Annotated in this window: 18 protein-coding genes; 10 read left to right on the top strand and 8 right to left on the bottom strand. The window is 65.4% G+C overall.

The features are described 5' to 3' along the window. Nucleotides 1-34: 34 nt before the first annotated feature. Nucleotides 35-1,060 carry a heat-inducible transcriptional repressor HrcA gene (gene hrcA, locus RHO23_RS04300; RefSeq protein WP_423488702.1) on the bottom strand — a complete coding sequence of 342 codons (1,026 nt, stop codon included), beginning with the start codon at nt 1,058-1,060 and terminating at the stop codon, nt 35-37. 124 nt (nt 1,061-1,184) lie between these two features. Between hrcA and RHO23_RS04295 the strand changes: the two genes are divergently transcribed. Beyond that, entirely contained in the window at nt 1,185-1,493 is a 309-nt protein-coding gene (locus RHO23_RS04295; protein WP_030095189.1) for a type II toxin-antitoxin system VapB family antitoxin, read from the top strand. Between the two features lie 6 nt (nt 1,494-1,499). Here the strand turns inward: RHO23_RS04295 and hemW are convergent, their stop codons facing one another. Further along, nucleotides 1,500-2,675: a radical SAM family heme chaperone HemW gene (gene hemW, locus RHO23_RS04290; protein WP_423488701.1), complete on the bottom strand. Its 1,176-nt coding sequence runs from the start codon at nt 2,673-2,675 to the stop codon at nt 1,500-1,502. An 89-nt stretch (nt 2,676-2,764) separates the two neighbouring features. On the opposite strand from hemW, the gene RHO23_RS04285 reads away from it, so the two are divergent. From RHO23_RS04285 to RHO23_RS04255, 7 genes are all read left to right on the top strand, one after another. Continuing rightward, the gene (locus RHO23_RS04285; protein ID WP_367398659.1) at nt 2,765-2,905 is read left to right on the top strand and encodes an Ms4527A family Cys-rich leader peptide; all 141 of its coding nucleotides are present in this window, start codon (nt 2,765-2,767) and stop codon (nt 2,903-2,905) included. 106 nt (nt 2,906-3,011) lie between these two features. Further along, nucleotides 3,012-4,694, top strand: a complete 1,683-nt coding sequence (locus RHO23_RS04280; RefSeq protein WP_030095187.1) for a nitrite/sulfite reductase — start codon at nt 3,012-3,014, stop codon at nt 4,692-4,694. After that, the gene (locus RHO23_RS04275; protein ID WP_030095186.1) at nt 4,691-5,404 is read left to right on the top strand and encodes a phosphoadenylyl-sulfate reductase; all 714 of its coding nucleotides are present in this window, start codon (nt 4,691-4,693) and stop codon (nt 5,402-5,404) included. Before RHO23_RS04280 ends, RHO23_RS04275 begins: the two co-directional genes overlap by 4 nt. Continuing rightward, a complete protein-coding gene (cysD, locus tag RHO23_RS04270) occupies nt 5,401-6,330 on the top strand; it encodes a sulfate adenylyltransferase subunit CysD (RefSeq protein WP_030095185.1) in 930 nt (309 codons plus the stop codon). Before RHO23_RS04275 ends, cysD begins: the two co-directional genes overlap by 4 nt. A gap of 2 nt (nt 6,331-6,332) precedes the next feature. Next, nucleotides 6,333-7,613 carry a sulfate adenylyltransferase subunit 1 gene (locus RHO23_RS04265; RefSeq protein ID WP_064408400.1) on the top strand — a complete coding sequence of 427 codons (1,281 nt, stop codon included), beginning with the start codon at nt 6,333-6,335 and terminating at the stop codon, nt 7,611-7,613. Continuing rightward, nucleotides 7,606-8,301 carry a sirohydrochlorin chelatase gene (locus tag RHO23_RS04260; RefSeq protein ID WP_064408398.1) on the top strand — a complete coding sequence of 232 codons (696 nt, stop codon included), beginning with the start codon at nt 7,606-7,608 and terminating at the stop codon, nt 8,299-8,301. Before RHO23_RS04265 ends, RHO23_RS04260 begins: the two co-directional genes overlap by 8 nt. A 77-nt stretch (nt 8,302-8,378) precedes the next feature. Further along, nucleotides 8,379-8,531: a hypothetical protein gene (locus tag RHO23_RS04255; protein ID WP_057968846.1), complete on the top strand. Its 153-nt coding sequence runs from the start codon at nt 8,379-8,381 to the stop codon at nt 8,529-8,531. Between the two features lie 74 nt (nt 8,532-8,605). Here the strand turns inward: RHO23_RS04255 and RHO23_RS04250 are convergent, their stop codons facing one another. The 6 genes from RHO23_RS04250 to RHO23_RS04225 form a co-directional block, all read right to left on the bottom strand. Further along, nucleotides 8,606-9,625: a sulfate/molybdate ABC transporter ATP-binding protein gene (locus RHO23_RS04250; RefSeq protein ID WP_064408394.1), complete on the bottom strand. Its 1,020-nt coding sequence runs from the start codon at nt 9,623-9,625 to the stop codon at nt 8,606-8,608. Between the two features lie 14 nt (nt 9,626-9,639). Continuing rightward, entirely contained in the window at nt 9,640-10,455 is an 816-nt protein-coding gene (gene cysW / locus RHO23_RS04245; RefSeq protein WP_423488700.1) for a sulfate ABC transporter permease subunit CysW, read from the bottom strand. After that, on the bottom strand, nt 10,452-11,348 hold the full coding sequence (cysT, locus tag RHO23_RS04240) for a sulfate ABC transporter permease subunit CysT (protein WP_423488699.1): 897 nt from the start codon (nt 11,346-11,348) through the stop codon (nt 10,452-10,454). The genes cysW and cysT overlap by 4 nt, the downstream gene beginning before the upstream one ends. Further along, nucleotides 11,345-12,388 carry a sulfate ABC transporter substrate-binding protein gene (locus RHO23_RS04235; RefSeq protein ID WP_423489167.1) on the bottom strand — a complete coding sequence of 348 codons (1,044 nt, stop codon included), beginning with the start codon at nt 12,386-12,388 and terminating at the stop codon, nt 11,345-11,347. Before RHO23_RS04235 ends, cysT begins: the two co-directional genes overlap by 4 nt. A gap of 132 nt (nt 12,389-12,520) precedes the next feature. Further along, a complete protein-coding gene (locus RHO23_RS04230; RefSeq protein ID WP_367398660.1) occupies nt 12,521-12,616 on the bottom strand; it encodes an Ms4533A family Cys-rich leader peptide in 96 nt (31 codons plus the stop codon). Nucleotides 12,617-12,783: 167 nt separating this feature from the next. Continuing rightward, nucleotides 12,784-13,044, bottom strand: coding sequence for a hypothetical protein (locus RHO23_RS04225; protein ID WP_070916333.1), 261 nt, complete (start codon nt 13,042-13,044; stop codon nt 12,784-12,786). Between the two features lie 60 nt (nt 13,045-13,104). Between RHO23_RS04225 and RHO23_RS04220 the strand changes: the two genes are divergently transcribed. Next, the gene (locus tag RHO23_RS04220) at nt 13,105-14,655 is read left to right on the top strand and encodes a hypothetical protein (RefSeq protein WP_423488698.1); all 1,551 of its coding nucleotides are present in this window, start codon (nt 13,105-13,107) and stop codon (nt 14,653-14,655) included. Then, nucleotides 14,652-15,065, top strand: coding sequence for a hypothetical protein (locus RHO23_RS04215; protein WP_423488697.1), 414 nt, complete (start codon nt 14,652-14,654; stop codon nt 15,063-15,065). Before RHO23_RS04220 ends, RHO23_RS04215 begins: the two co-directional genes overlap by 4 nt. The last annotated feature ends 1 nt before the right edge of the window (nt 15,066 follow it).

Here is a 15,066-nt window from a genome sequence, read left to right as displayed (position 1 = left end):
TGTGCCTGTTACGTCCTGTCTAGTTCACATACTGCTAGCGATTGGCTAACACTTCGCCGATATACATGGCAACCGCCGCGACGTTCGCGATGGTTCCCGGGTAGTCCATCCGTGTGGGCCCCAGCACACCCATACCGCCGAACACCGCTCCGCCCGCACCATACGGGGTGGAGACAACGGAGGTGCCGATCATCTGCTCAGCAGCGGTTTCGTGACCGATGTGCACGGTGACCCGGCCCGCCTCCTGCTGTGCGGCGAGCAAGCGCAGCACCACCACCTGCTCCTCGAGCGCCTCCAGCACGGTGCGCAGCTGACCGCCGAAATCGCCCGCGTTGCGGGTCAGATTGGCGGTGCCGCCGAGCAGCAGGCGTTCCTCATGATGCTCGACGAGCGTTTCCACCAGCACCGTCGCCGCGCGCGTCAGGGGGTTGCGCAGGTCATCGTCGGACTGTTCGGCCAGCTCGGCGACCGCCACCGAGGCCGCCGACAGCTTCTTGCCGTCCAGGGCCGCGCCCAGCAGCACCCGGAGACGGCCCAGCTGCTCGTCGTTGATCACGTCGCCCAGCTCGACGATCCGCTGATCAACCCGCCCGGTGTCGGTGATGACCACCAACAACAGCCGGGCCGGGGTCAACAGCACCATTTCCAGGTGACGCACGCTCGACGAGGACAGCGTCGGGTACTGCACCACGGCAACCTGACGAGTCATCTGTGCCAGCAGCCGCACCGCGCGGCGCAACACGTCATCGAGGTCGACGCCGCCTTCCAGGAAGTTCAGGATGGCCTTGCGTTCGGCACCCGAGAGCGGTTTGACGTCCTCGAGCCGGTTGACGAATTCGCGGTAGCCCTTTTCGGTCGGAATGCGTCCTGAACTGGTGTGCGGCTGCGCGATGTAGCCCTCTGCCTCCAGTACCGCCATGTCGTTGCGGACGGTGGCGCTGGAAACGCCGAGTCCGTGCCTGTCGACCAGGGCCTTGGAGCCGATCGGCTCCTTGGTGGTGACGTAATCGGCGACGATGGCGCGCAGCACCTCGAAGCGTCTGTCATCGGCGCTGGCCATGGTCACCTCCCTCGGAGCAGCGATTTGCCTCTCATTTTACGGGGCCAGGCCGCCCCAACCCTCCACCACGGCCGTCCACGCTAACCTCAGGTGTTATGGCGGGATCATTACGGAGTGGTTTGCGGTGATCTTCAAAGGTGTCCGTGAGGGGAAGCCGTATCCAGAACACGGGCTATCGACCAGGGATTGGTCACGCATCCCGCCCCGGCAGATCCGACTCGATGAACTGGTCACCACCACCACGGTGCTCGCCTTGGACCGGCTGCTCAGTGAGGACTCCACGTTCTACGGAGACCTGTTTCCGCACGCGGTGAAATGGCAGGGCGTCACCTATCTGGAGGACGGGCTGCATCGCGCCGTGCGCGCCGCGCTGCGTAATCGGGTCGTGTTGCACGCCAGGGTTTTCGATATGGACCAGCTGCGGTCCGTTTAGCCGGCGCTAGTCCAGGATGGTGCGCACCACGCCATCGGCCAGCAGGCGCCCTTGATCGGTGAGCACCAGCCGGTCATCCACGAGCCGCGCCAGTCCCCCGGACACCACGGCAGGCACCCGGCCACGTTCCTCAACAGTCAAGTCTGCCAAGGCGATTCCCGTGTTCAGCCGGACTGCCAGCAGCACATCCTCGGTATGCCGTTCAGCCGGGCTGAGGATCTCGTGCCCGCCGACGGGAAGCTGCCCTGCCCCCAACTGCTTGGCATAGGTGTTGGGGTGCTTGACGTTCCACCACCGCACCCCATTGACGTGTCCGTGCGCACCCGGCCCGGCACCCCACCAATCGCCGCCGGCCCAGTATCCGAGGTTGTGACGGCACTGCCCGCCGGGGCGTGCCCAGTTGGACACCTCGTACCAACGCAGCCCGGCCTGCGACAGCGCGGTGTCCAGCAGCTGATACCGATCGGCCAGGGCGTCCTCATCGGGATTGGGCAGCTCGCCGCGCCGCACACGCCGCGCCAGCGCGGTGCCCTCCTCGACGACCAGCGCATACGCCGATACGTGGTCGACCCCGGCGTCGAGCACCGCATCGATGGACCGGCGCAGGTCATCGTCGGTTTCGCCCGGAGTGCCATAGATGAGGTCGAGATTGACGTGCTCAAGACCGGCCGCGCGTGCCTCCCGCGCCGCCGCCACCGCCCGGCCGGGCGCATGCACGCGATCCAGCGTCGCCAGCACGTGCGGGGCCGCGGACTGCATGCCCAACGAGACCCGGGTGTATCCGGCGGCCCGAATCGTCTCGAAGAACGCCGGCGAGGTCGATTCGGGGTTGGCCTCGGTAGTGACCTCGGCACCCGGTGCCAACGTGAAGTGGGTCCTGATGGCGTCGAGCACCTCGGCGAGCCCGGAGCCACCCAACAGCGAGGGCGTCCCGCCCCCGACGAACACGGTTTCCACCGGTGGTTTTCCGTCCAGGGTCCGTGCGGCCAGGTCGAGCTCGGCACGCAGCGCCTCAAGCCAGCCCGCGGGCGAGGTGCCGTCGCCGAGTTCGTCGGCGGTGTAGGTGTTGAAATCGCAGTATCCGCAGCGTGTGGCGCAGAACGGAACATGCACATAGATCCCGAACGGGCGCCCCGAAGCCGGCACCAGGGGCGGCAGGGTGGCAATCGTTTCGGGTCTCACCGGTCCAGTGTGTGCCAGGGTCGACGGCAGAAAAAATCTGCGCGGTCAATAGCGGGAATCCCCCAAGCCCAATAGAGGTTTTGCTCACAATGAGCGGAATTACGACCCGGTCGTGTGGGGTGTCAGTTTCTCATGGCACAATTGGCCGGGTGAGCACACATCAGGTCCCTCTTGTCGCGCGGCGACACATCGACCTGAAGCGTGTCTGTAGCGCGTGTTGTCTCCCTTAGTGACGTAGTCCTACCCGTCTGCCACCCAAACGGTCGTGAGGATTTGCGCCTCCGGTCAGCCCCCGGTGTGTCGCCCACGACTGTGCCTGCCTTTCTGAGGAGCACCATGACCACCAGCGAGACCCGGCCCGCTCGCCCGAAGCCACAGCGCAGCGAGGGCCAGTGGGCCCTCGGAGAACACGAGCCGCTGAACCCCAATGAGCAAGCCAAGAAGGACGATCACCCGCTGAACGTGCGGGAGCGCATCGAAACCATCTACGCCCACAAGGGCTTCGAGAGCATCGACAAGACCGACCTGCGTGGCCGCTTCCGCTGGTGGGGTCTGTACACCCAGCGCAAGCCGGGTTTCGACGGCTCCTGGACCGGTGACGAGAACACCGACATGCTCGAAGACGATCACTTCATGCTGCGGGTGCGTTCGGACGGCGGCGCACTGACGACTCAGGCGCTTCGCACCCTGGGCGATCTGTCCACCACGTACGCGCGGGACACCGCCGACCTGTCGGACCGCGAGAACGTGCAGTACCACTGGATCCGGGTCGAGGACATGCCGGAGATCTGGCGCCGTCTCGACGAGGTCGGTCTGCACACCACCCAGGCCTGCGGCGACTGCCCCCGCGTGATCCTGGGCTCGCCGCTCGCCGGTGAATCCCTGGACGAGGTGCTCGATCCGACGCCGGCCATCGACGAGATCGTGCGCCGCTACATCGGGAAGAAGGAGTACGCGAACCTCCCCCGCAAGTTCAAGACGGCCATTTCCGGCCTGCAGGATGTGGTGCACGAGATCAACGACGTCGCCTTCATCGGCGTGGTGCACCCCGAGCACGGCCCGGGCCTGGATTTGTGGGTGGGCGGCGGCCTGTCGACCAACCCGATGCTGGCGCAGCGCCTCGGCGTGTGGGTGCCACTGGATGAGGTGCCCGACGTGTGGGAGGGCGTCGTCAGCATCTTCCGTGACTACGGCTACCGCCGTCTGCGCGCCAAGGCCCGGTTGAAGTTCCTGGTCAAGGACTGGGGCGTCGAGAAGTTCCGCGAGGTTCTCGAGACCGAATACCTGAAGCGCCCACTCATCGACGGGCCTGCCCCGGTGCAGCCACCGCGGCCCATCGACCACGTCGGCGTGCAGCGACTCAAGAACGGGCTCAACGCCGTTGGTGTCTCCCCCATCGCGGGCCGGGTGTCCGGCACCATCTTGTCGGCGGTCGCCGACATCGCCGAGAAGGCGGGATCCAACCGGGTCAGGTTCACGCCGTACCAGAAGCTGATCATCCTCGACGTCCCCGATGAGAACCTGGCGGAGCTCACCGCCGCACTGGACGCACTCGGGTTGCCGTCGCGTCCGTCGCACTGGCGCAAGAATCTGATGGCTTGCACCGGTATCGAGTTCTGCAAGCTGTCCTTCACCGAAACCCGCAAGCGGGCACAGGATCTGGTTCCCGAGCTGGACAAGCGGTTGGATGATCTCAACGCCCAGCTGGATACTCCGGTGACCATCAACATCAACGGCTGCCCCAACTCGTGCGCGCGTTCGCAGGTCGCAGACATCGGCTTCAAGGGCCAGATGGTCGACGACGGCGAAGGTAACAGTGTCGAGGGTTTCCAGGTGCACCTGGGCGGAAGCCTCGGCCTGGACAGCGGATTCGGCCGCAAGCTGCGTCAGCACAAGGTCACCAGCACCGAACTCGGCGATTACATCGACCGGGTGGTCCGCAACTTCGTCAAGCAGCGCACCGACGGAGAGCGCTTCGCGCAGTGGGCGGTTCGGGCCGAGGAGGCGGATCTGCGATGAGCGTGCTGGAGGGCCAGAAGAACCTCGACCAGCTGCGCGAGCTGGCCGAGCGTGGCGCCGCCGAACTGCAGGATGCCTCTGCCGAGGAACTGCTGCGCTGGACCGACGAGAACTTCGGCGGCGAGTACGTCGTGGCCTCCAACATGCAGGACGCGGTGCTCATCGACCTTGCCGTACAAGTGCGTCCGGGCGTTGACGTCTTGTTCCTGGACACCGGATACCACTTCGCCGAGACGATCGGCACGCGCGATGCCGTGGAATCGGTGTACGACATCCACATCGTCAATGTGGCTCCCGAGCAGACGGTGGCGCAGCAGAACGAGTTGGTGGGCAAGGACCTATTCGCGAGCAACCCCGGCGAATGCTGCCGCCTCCGTAAGGTTGTGCCGCTGCGCAAGTCGCTCTCCGGATACTCCGCGTGGGTGACCGGGTTGCGCCGCGTCGACGCCCCGACGCGCGCTAACGCACCGCTGATCAGCTTCGACGAGGCGTTCGGGCTGGTGAAGATCAACGCGATCGCCGCATGGACCGACGAGGACATGCAGAAGTACATCGACGAGCACGGCACCCTGGTGAATCCGCTTGTGGACGAGGGCTATCCGTCGATCGGCTGTGCCCCGTGCACGGCCAAACCGGCACTGGGCGCCGACGCGCGCAGCGGCCGCTGGCAGGGCCTGGCCAAGACAGAATGTGGGCTGCACGCCTCATGACGACAACGGAGACCGAAATGGAGTCTGTGTTGAATCAGACGGAAACACTGACCGACCTCGAATCCGAGTCGATTCACATCATTCGTGAGGTGGCCGGCGAGTTCGAGCGCCCGGTGCTGCTGTTCTCCGGCGGCAAGGATTCGACGGTGCTGTTGCACACCGCGCTCAAGGCCTTCTGGCCCGCACCGCTTCCCTTCGCGCTGCTGCACGTCGACACCGGACACAACCTGCCCGAGGTGCTGGACTTCCGCGACGAGATCGTCGAACGCCACAACTTGCGCCTGGTCGTCGCGAAAGTCGAGGACTACCTGGCCGACGGCCGCCTGACCGAGCGGCCCGACGGAATCCGTAATCCGTTACAGACCATCCCGCTGCTCGAGGCCATCACCGACAACAAGTTCGACGCGGTGCTCGGTGGTGGTCGTCGCGACGAGGAGCGCTCGCGCGCCAAGGAGCGCATCTTCAGTCTGCGTAACGCGTTCGGCCAGTGGGATCCCAAGAAGCAGCGTCCCGAGCTGTGGAGCCTCTACAACGGCCGGCATGCCCCGGGTGAGCACGTGCGGGTGTTCCCGATCAGCAACTGGACCGAGTTGGACGTGTGGCGCTACATCGCGCGCGAAAACGTACAGCTGGCCGACCTCTACTACGCCCATGAGCGCGAGGTGTTCAACCGCGATGGCATGCTGCTGACTCCCGGCCCGTGGGGTGGACCGCGCGACGGCGAAGAGCTGCAAACACTTTCGGTGCGCTACCGCACCGTGGGCGACGGCTCGACCACCGGCGCGGTGCTCTCCGATGCCGCCGACGTCCATGCCGTGCTCGCCGAGGTGGCCGCATCGCGGATCACCGAACGCGGCGCGACCCGCGGCGACGACCGAGTGTCCGAGGCGGCCATGGAAGACCGCAAGCGAGAGGGCTACTTCTGATCATGAGCGATCTTCTGCGCATCGCCACCGCCGGCAGTGTCGACGACGGTAAGTCCACTCTGGTGGGCCGGCTGTTGTATGACACAAAGTCGGTGCTCATCGACCAATTCGATGCCGTCACAAAGGCTTCCGAGTCACGCGGGCTTGATGCCCCCGATCTCTCGCTGCTTGTCGACGGTCTGCGCGCCGAGCGCGAGCAGGGCATCACCATCGACGTGGCGTATCGGTACTTCGCCACCCCGAAGCGTTCGTTCATCCTCGCCGATACCCCGGGGCACGTGCAGTACACCCGAAACACGGTGTCGGGGGCGTCGACCGCACAGCTGGTGATCCTTCTCGTCGACGCCCGCAAGGGTGTCATCGAGCAGACCCGCCGTCACGCGGCGGTGCTGGCGCTGTTGGGGGTGCCACGGCTGGTGTTGGCGGTCAACAAGATCGACCTGGTGGCCGACAGCGCCCGCATCTTCGAAGCGATCAGCGCCGAGTTCAACGAGCTGACCAGCTCGCTGGGCTGGAAGCCCGAGAACGTCGTGGAGATCCCGGTCTCGGCACTGCATGGTGACAACATCGCCACCCGCAGCGAGCGCACCGGCTTCTACAGCGGGCCAACGCTCATCGAGCATCTGGAATCGATTCCGGCACATGAGGAGTCGAGCACCGTCGGTTTGCGTTTCCCGGTCCAGTATGTGATCCGGCCGCGTACCGCCGAGTACCCCGACTACCGCGGTTACGCCGGGCAGGTCGCCGCCGGTGTGGTGCGGGTAGGCGACGAGGTGGTCATCTCCCCCGCCGGGCAGCGCACCACGGTGGCGGGCATCGATACCGCCGATGGGCCGCTCGAGGTCGCCGAGGTGGGACGCAGCGTGACGCTGATCCTGGCCGATGATGTGGATGCCTCACGTGGCGATCTGATCGCTGCGCCCGATGTGCCCGAACCGGTTTCTGAGATCGAGGGCACCGTGTGCTGGCTGGCCGACAAGCCGCTGAAGGCCGGGGCGCGCCTGCTGCTCAAGCACGGCACCCGCACCGTTCCCGCGATCGTCGGCGAGCTGGTGGAACGCTTCGACGAGCAGAACCTGTCTGCCGATCCCGCACCGGAGTCCTTGGAGCTCAACGACATCGGGCAGATCAGCATTCGCCTCGCGGAAGCGATCAGCGTCGACGAGTACGTCGATGACCGGACCGCGGGGAGCTTCCTGCTGATCGATCCGTCGAGTGGCAACACGCTGGCGGCGGGACTGGTCGGCGACGCCCTGCGCGCCGTCGAACTGAATCGTGCGTAATCCGACGCTCCTTGCCGTCGCGCACGGGAGCCGCGACCGGCGGTTCGCGGAGAATGCGCGCCGATTGGTAGCGCAGGTGCGGTTGCTCCGGCCGGATCTGGAAGTCCGGCTCGCGTTTCTGGAGCTCTCCGAGCCGAACCTGGTAGACGTACTGGGCGATCTGAGCGGTGACGTGGTGGTGGTGCCACTGCTGCTGTCCGACGCCTACCACGCCCGGATCGACCTGCCGACCGTGCTGTCTTCGGCGCCCCCGGGATTGCGAGTCACCCAGGCACCTGTGCTCGGGGCAGATGACCGGCTGTTACGCCTGGCCCGGCGCCGGGTGGGCGAGCTCGGCATCGACAATCCCGGCGTGATCCTGTCCGCGGTCGGGTCCTCGGACTCCACAGCCAACGACCGCACCCGCTCGCTCGCTATGCGGTGGGAGATCTCAACGACAGTTTTCGCCACCGGCGAATCGACCACCCTTGCCGCCGCCGCGGACTCGTTGCGTTCCCGTGGTGCCACGGAAATCGTTGTAGCACCGTGGTTCCTGTCCTCGGGCCTGCTGCTGGACCGGGTGCGCGCCGAGGCCGCAGACGCGGGTATCCACGTGGCGGCACCGCTGGGCTCTAACCGGCTGGTCGCGGAGGTCGTGGTGCACCGGTACGCATCGGCAGTCGCAGCGCCGGTCTCGGTAGCGCACTGACAAAACTCACAGCAAATCCGCGCCGCATCCCGACGAACGCATTGTTATATGCGCATGTCTGACGTAGGGTCGGATGCGTGACCAGCACCGAGCACAAGACCCACGACCACCCCGACCACGTTCACGGCCCTGACTGCGGCCACGAGGCAGTTGCGCACGAGGACCACGTGGATTACATCCACGACGGGCACCGCCACGCCCCGCACGGCGATCACTACGACGAGCACTAGAGCGCGATAGACAAAATGGCCCCCGGAGAACCGGGGGCCATTTTCGTCTCAGCTTTCGGAAAAGCAGCGACGCCCTAGGACGCAACCTCGGCCAGATCGCCCAGATCGGGAACGCGAGTCACGCGCACATACACCTGGTCGCCTTCGTGCAACCCGAGTGCCTCCGCGTCTCCGCGGGTGATCTGTGCGGTGAACTGTTCCCCGGTCGCGGCACTGGTCAACTCGACCCGCACCTCGAAACCGAGGTGCACGACGCGTCCCACCGTCGCCTTCGTCACCCCGGTGGTCTCGCCGGTGCCCTCCGCCGCGGCGCGGGAGAGGTCGGCATTGCGCCCCACACGAATATCGTGCGGGCGCACCAGGATTCCGTTCAGCTTGGCCACCGGGCCCAGGAAGGACATCACGAAGCTATTCGCCGGACGGTCGTACAGGTCGTCAGGAGAACCCACCTGCTCGATACGCCCCTTATTGAGCACCGCGATCCGGTCCGCGACATCGAGAGCCTCGGCCTGGTCATGGGTCACCAGCACCGTCGTGACGTGTACCTCCTCGTGCAGCCGGCGCAGCCAGGCCCGCAGGTCCTCGCGCACCTTGGCATCGAGCGCACCGAACGGCTCATCCAGAAGCAGCACTTCAGGATCGACGGCAAGCGCTCGGGCCAGCGCCATGCGCTGACGTTGTCCTCCGGAGAGCTGGTTGGGATACCGTGCGTGAAATCCGCTCAGTCCCACCACTTCCAGCAGGTTGTCGACCTTCTCCTTGATCTCGGCCTTCGGCTTCTTGCGGATCTTGAGACCGAATCCGACATTTTCACGCACGGTCAGGTGCTTGAAGGCGGCGTAATGCTGGAACACGAAACCGATGCCGCGCCGCTGTGGCGGAACCCCGGTGACGTCACGCCCGTTGATGGTGATGGTGCCGGTATCGGGCTGGTCCAGGCCGGCGATGGCCCGCAACAACGTCGACTTGCCCGAACCACTGGGCCCCAGCAGCGCGGTCAGCGAACCCGACGGCACCTCGAAGTCGATGTTGTCCAGCGCGGCGAAGTCGCCGTAATGCTTGTTCGCGCCGCGAACGGTAATCGCGTCAGTCATTCTGTGGCTCCTTGCTATTCGCTATTGGCTTTTGCTCGTCGCGCATCGATGACGACCTGGACCACCAGGACGATCACCGCAACAGCCATCAGTAGCGCCGAGACGGCATAGGCGCCGTACTCCGCACCACGCTGATGACGATCGGACACGAGCAGGGTCAAGGTCTGCGATGTTCCCGGCAGGTTCGAGGACACCATGATCACCGCGCCGTACTCACCGAGCGTGCGCGCGATGGTGAGCACGATGCCGTAGGTCAACCCCCACCGAATCGACGGCAACGTGATACGCCAGAACGTCTGCCACGCAGTGGCTCCCAGCGTGGCAGCGGCCTCTTCCTGCTCGGTGCCCAGCTCATGCAGCACCGGCTCGACCTCACGAATGATGAACGGAATCGTGACGAAGATGCTGGCGAGCACAATGCCCGGGAACCCGAAGATGACCTTGAGTCCGAAATCGTTCTCGACAAACCCGAAGACGCCCGCCGATCCCCACAACAGGATCAGCGCGACACCCACCACCACGGGTGAGACGGCGAACGGAAGGTCGATGATCGCCTGCAGCACGGCCTTACCGCGGAACTTGTTCCGCGCCAGAACCAGCGCCGTGGGAATGCCGAAGATGACGTTGAGCGGCACCACAATCGCGACCACCAGCAGAGACAGCTGCAAAGCCGATATCGCGGCAGGGGTGGCGATCGACTCGAAGAACGCACCGACTCCGGGCTCGAACGTGCGCCACAAAATGAGGCCCACCGGAACGATCACCAGGATGCCGATATACAGCAGCGCCGCATAGCGGGCCACATATTTGACGAGCGGTGACGGCGTCACTGCGCCAGCTCCTCTCGCTTAGCCGCACGCGAACCAATGGTGCGTAGGACAAACAACACGACAAACGAGATGATCAGCAGCACAATCGAGATCGCTGCGGCACCGGTGCGGTCGTCGTTCTCGATGAGCGTCCTGATCCACTGCGAGGACACTTCCGTCTCGCCGGGCACCGCACCGCCGATCAGCACCACCGAACCGTATTCGCCGATAGCGCGCGAGAACGCGAGTCCCGCACCCGATAACAGCGACGGGAGCAGCGCCGGAAGGATCACCGCACGGAAGATCGTCCAGTTGTCGGCCCCCAGAGAAGCGGCGGCCTCCTCGACGGACTGGTCGAGTTCCAAGAGGACCGGCTGCACGGACCGCACCACGAACGGCAGGGTGACGAACAGCAGCGCAATCCCGATACCCCACTTGGTGTGTTGGATGTGGATGCCCACCGGGCTGCCCGGCCCATACAGCGCGAGCATCACCAGACTCGCCACGATCGTCGGCAACGCGAAGGGCAGGTCGATCACGGCGTCAACCAGCCGCTTGCCGGGGAAGTCGTCACGAGTCAGCACCCAGGCCACCAACAGCCCGAAGAACAGGTTGATGACGGCCACCCCGAAGGAGACCCCCAGGGTCACCTTGAACGAGCTCACCGCCGCATTGGAGGTGATCGCGTTCCAGAACGCGGTCCATCCGCCACCGGCCGACTGCCACACAATTGCGGCCAGGGGTAGCAGCACGATGATGCTGAGCCAGATCGATGCCGCACCGACCCGCAGCGAGGTGCTGCCGTAGCGGCGAGTCAACAATCCCCCCGTCAGCCCGGCACCGACCTTACGGTCGGGCCGGGCAGACGATTTCGGCTCGGAGGCCGGTTCCGTCGATTGTTCGGTCGCTGTCATCCGGTGGCCTTCTTGTAGATCTTGGTGATGCTGCCGTTTTCCTTGTCGAACAACGCCGGGTCAACTGTCTTCCAGCCACCCAGCTCGGCGATGGTCCACAGCTTCTCAGGCGTCGGGAAGTCCTTGGCGAATTCTGCCGTAACGGCCGGATCGACGGGGCGGAAACCTGCCTCAGCCCAGAGCTTCTGCGCCTCCGGGGTGTACAGGAAGTTCTTCAGGGCGTTCACCTTGTCCTGGTGGGCGCTGCCCTTGACGACGGCGACCGGGTTCTCGATCTTGAACGTCTGCGGCGGGTTGACGTGCTCGACGTCCTTGCCCTGGCGTTCGACGTTGATGGCTTCGTTCTCGTAGCTGATCAACACATCACCGCTGCCCTGCAGGAAGACATCGGTGGCCTCGCGCCCGGAACCGGGACGCTGCTTGATGTGCTCGCCGACGAGCTTGCTGATGAAGTCGATACCCGCCTGCTCATCGCGGCCGCCATTGCTCTTGGCCGCATAGGGAGCCAGCAGGTTCCACTTGGCCGAGCCCGAGCTCAACGGGCTGGGCGTGATGACCGTGATACCAGGCTGGAGCAGGTCATCCCAGTCCTTGATGTTCTTCGGGTTGCCCTTGCGCACCACGAGAGAAACGACCGAGCCGAACGGCACACCCTTGGTGGCGTCGGCATTCCAATCCTCGGAAACCTTGCCCGCCTTGACCAAGCGGCTCACATCGGGCTCCACCGAGAAGTTGACGATGTCGGCCGGCTTACCGTCGACCACGGCCCGGGACTGATCGCCGGACGCACCATAAGAAGTAGTGACCGCGACACCCTTGCCCTCGGCGGTGTTCGCGAATGCCGGAATGATCTTCTTCCAGCCTGGCTCCGGCACCGCATAGGCGACGAGAGTCAAGGTGGTGTCGGCATCCGAATGCGACTCGCCCCCGGCGACGTCACTGGATCCCCCACCGCAGGCGGCGAGAACTGTTGCCGCTGTGGCAAGAACTCCGATGTGGTGCCACCGGCGGGCACCGACCGTCTTCGCGATCTTGAGCATGAGGACCTTTCGTGGGATGACGATTACCTGGGACAGATATCTCATGGAATCCCGTGACGACAGAAAGGCAGCGAAACAGCCAGTGGGCTTCAAACTAGCCGCTACCGACACCAAACCGCGGACGGGATGGGTCTAGCGACAACAGTGAACGTCTGCGACCGCGCATGTACCGACCGCGATGAGCGCCAGGATGTGGCGCACGCGGTTACCCCGGGCTGCGGAATGCATGAGCGGAAGCGTAGCAGAGCCCCTTAATGCCGTCTTTACGGCTGAATCGGCAGGTAGAAGCACTATTGCGTCAACAGTCAGTAACTACCGGCTCAACAGCCAGGCGACTATGACCAGAACCGCCAGCGCAACCAGCGCCAACGTGACACGCGACTGCGGCATGCCGCTCATGAGAGGTCCGCCCGGGTGGCCGGGGCTACCCGATTTTCCACGGCGTGGTGACGCGCGGCCTGGTACCACCGACCGAGCCGATTCGCCAGGCTGAGCAGCAGAAACAAGACCTTGTCACCGGCCACGGCCATCGCGTAGGCCAGCACCAGCACAACCGGCATCACGATGATTGTTTGAAGGATGAACCCACGTCCGCTGAGCCACAGCTCCACGCCGTCCCACCAACTCAGGAGGCCGATCACGCTGTCGCTGTTCACGCGGGCCAGTTTAGGCGGACCATGCCGCGGGCCTTTCGGCGCAGGGCAGACTGGATACCGATGAGTCATTTGCGCGCGAAGTGCCTGTTCTTGGTGCTCGCATTCTCCGCACTGTTCAGCGGGGCCCACATCGCGGCGGCGGACTCCGCCGTCGCGGGCGCGGACGTGCAGGTCGCACAGAGCCTGGGTGACCGCGAGCTCACCGTGGTGGCCCGCCGGGTGACCAGCATTCCCGGCCCGCTACGTGTCGATCTGATCGCTCACCGGGGCACCGCGGCCGGTCCACTGCGCGTGCAGCTCGTGCCCACGGGCGCCAGCACCGATGAATACCAGCCCGCGCCGGGTGTGCCCACCGCAACGGCGCTGGTCGTGCTCGGTGAGAAACCCGGCCCGTACGGCGCGACTCTCGACGTGGACCGCCCTGGGCCCACCGACCTCACCATCAGTGACGGCGTCCACACCGCCCGGATCCCGTTGGTCCTGGTCGGTCAGGCGATGTCGCCACCCGAGCGGGTGGCCTATCTGGGGCTGGCGGCCACCGGACTGCTACTGGTGGTCTCGCTGGTGGTCGCGACCCGGGTGCGCCGCGGGATATGGATCGCGGTGCCCGTGACCGCGACCGTGACGGCGCTGGCGATCGCCATCACTGCGGCGGTACTGTCCACGTCCGCCCCGCCACCGCCCGAGCCGGGCCCGCAACGCGATCCCACTGTCGACAACGCCGCCAACCCCTACCGCCTTGACCGCCCCGCGGTCACCGACTATTCGCGGCCTTCGGCCATGCTCATCGCCGAACGGCCGGACGTGGATTCGGGACGCACGACGGACATCGATTTCTCCCTGATCGACACCGCGACCGGACTGCCCGCCGATGACCTTGTCATCCACGACAGCGCGTTGATCCATCTGCTGGTGGTGGCCCCGGATGGGCGGCTATCTCACCTACATCCGATAAGGGTTGCACCGGGTCGCTATTCGGTGCAGTTGTCACCCGAGGTTGCCGGCAGATACGCGGTCTCGGCAGAGTTCGTGCGGCGCGGGGGTGGCGTACAGACGGTGCGCCTGCCTGGTGGACTGACTTCACGTGGCGGAAAACCCGCGGCTCCGGCGCCATTCCAGGGTCCCGGTATGCGCATGCTCGACGGGCAGCATGTGCACGTGAACGCCGTCGGACTGCGTGCGGGACGGCCGACAACGCTCTCGGTGACCATCGGGGCCGATCCCGTTCTACAACCGTGGCTGGGCATGCTCGGCCATCTGGTGATCGCCGGCCCCATCCCGCGCGATGTTCCCGCCGGTGAATTCGGTACAGCGGTGCAGGATTCGGCAGTGTGGGCCCACGCTCATTCCATGGGCGGTCACGGCGGTACCGACATGCCCGGCATGGACCACAGCACCGGCCATGTGCCCACGCAAGATGATGCGATGCCACCCATGGTGGGGGCACCACCGCTCAACGGTGACAGTCCACCCGACGAGACAGTGGCCGCCTTCGGCCCGGACGTGCCGTTCACCTTTACGTTTCCCAAACCCGGCCGGTACCTCGCCTGGATTCAGGCACAGCGCGACTACCGGGTGCTGACGATCCCGGTACGACTGGACATCTCATGACCCGTCAGGTGTGGGCAGGGCTCGCGCTGATCGTTGCCGCCGTGCTGGGGCTGGCGTGGATTGCCTGGCCCAGCGCCCCCGAGACCGTCACGCTGCACTCGGGTACCGAGCACTATGTCGTCGCCGTGACGGTGGATAACCCCCGCGTCGGGATGACCGCTCTGGAAGTCGCCATCACCAAAAGAGAGGACGACGGTTACCCCGAATCTCAATCGGTATCAGTTGAATTGGCGATGCCACTGATGGGCCACGCCATGCCGCCGCTGCGCGAGGTGATATCGGGCCGCACGAAGTTCGACCAGGTGATGCTGTCGATGGCGGGGCCCTGGGACATTATCGTGACCGTCACGCCACCCTCCGGCGATCTCGATGAACGCACGACGATGCCACTATGGGTGAGTGGAGGTTGAC

The sequence above is a fragment of the Mycobacteroides sp. PCS013 genome (assembly GCF_049532645.1).
GTDB lineage: Bacteria > Actinomycetota > Actinomycetes > Mycobacteriales > Mycobacteriaceae > Mycobacterium > Mycobacterium gwanakae.
Note: the sequence above shows the minus strand (reverse complement) of the source record. Positions and strands in the feature narration are given on the sequence as shown.

Excerpts from the sequence above, each read along its gene's own strand:
- RHO23_RS04280 (WP_030095187.1), top strand. The coding sequence starts at position 3,012 with ATGACCACCAGCGAGACCCGGCCCGCTCGCCCGAAGCCACAGCGCAGC.
- RHO23_RS04275 (WP_030095186.1), top strand. The coding sequence starts at position 4,691 with ATGAGCGTGCTGGAGGGCCAGAAGAACCTCGACCAGCTGCGCGAGCTG.
- RHO23_RS04250 (WP_064408394.1), bottom strand. The coding sequence starts at position 9,625 with ATGACTGACGCGATTACCGTTCGCGGCGCGAACAAGCATTACGGCGAC.
- hrcA (WP_423488702.1), bottom strand. The coding sequence starts at position 1,060 with ATGGCCAGCGCCGATGACAGACGCTTCGAGGTGCTGCGCGCCATCGTC.
- cysT (WP_423488699.1), bottom strand. The coding sequence starts at position 11,348 with ATGACAGCGACCGAACAATCGACGGAACCGGCCTCCGAGCCGAAATCG.
- cysD (WP_030095185.1), top strand. The coding sequence starts at position 5,401 with ATGACGACAACGGAGACCGAAATGGAGTCTGTGTTGAATCAGACGGAA.
- RHO23_RS04220 (WP_423488698.1), top strand. The coding sequence starts at position 13,105 with ATGAGTCATTTGCGCGCGAAGTGCCTGTTCTTGGTGCTCGCATTCTCC.
- RHO23_RS04215 (WP_423488697.1), top strand. The coding sequence starts at position 14,652 with ATGACCCGTCAGGTGTGGGCAGGGCTCGCGCTGATCGTTGCCGCCGTG.
- RHO23_RS04235 (WP_423489167.1), bottom strand. The coding sequence starts at position 12,388 with ATGCTCAAGATCGCGAAGACGGTCGGTGCCCGCCGGTGGCACCACATC.
- RHO23_RS04285 (WP_367398659.1), top strand. The coding sequence starts at position 2,765 with ATGAGCGGAATTACGACCCGGTCGTGTGGGGTGTCAGTTTCTCATGGC.
- RHO23_RS04230 (WP_367398660.1), bottom strand. The coding sequence starts at position 12,616 with ATGCATTCCGCAGCCCGGGGTAACCGCGTGCGCCACATCCTGGCGCTC.
- RHO23_RS04265 (WP_064408400.1), top strand. The coding sequence starts at position 6,333 with ATGAGCGATCTTCTGCGCATCGCCACCGCCGGCAGTGTCGACGACGGT.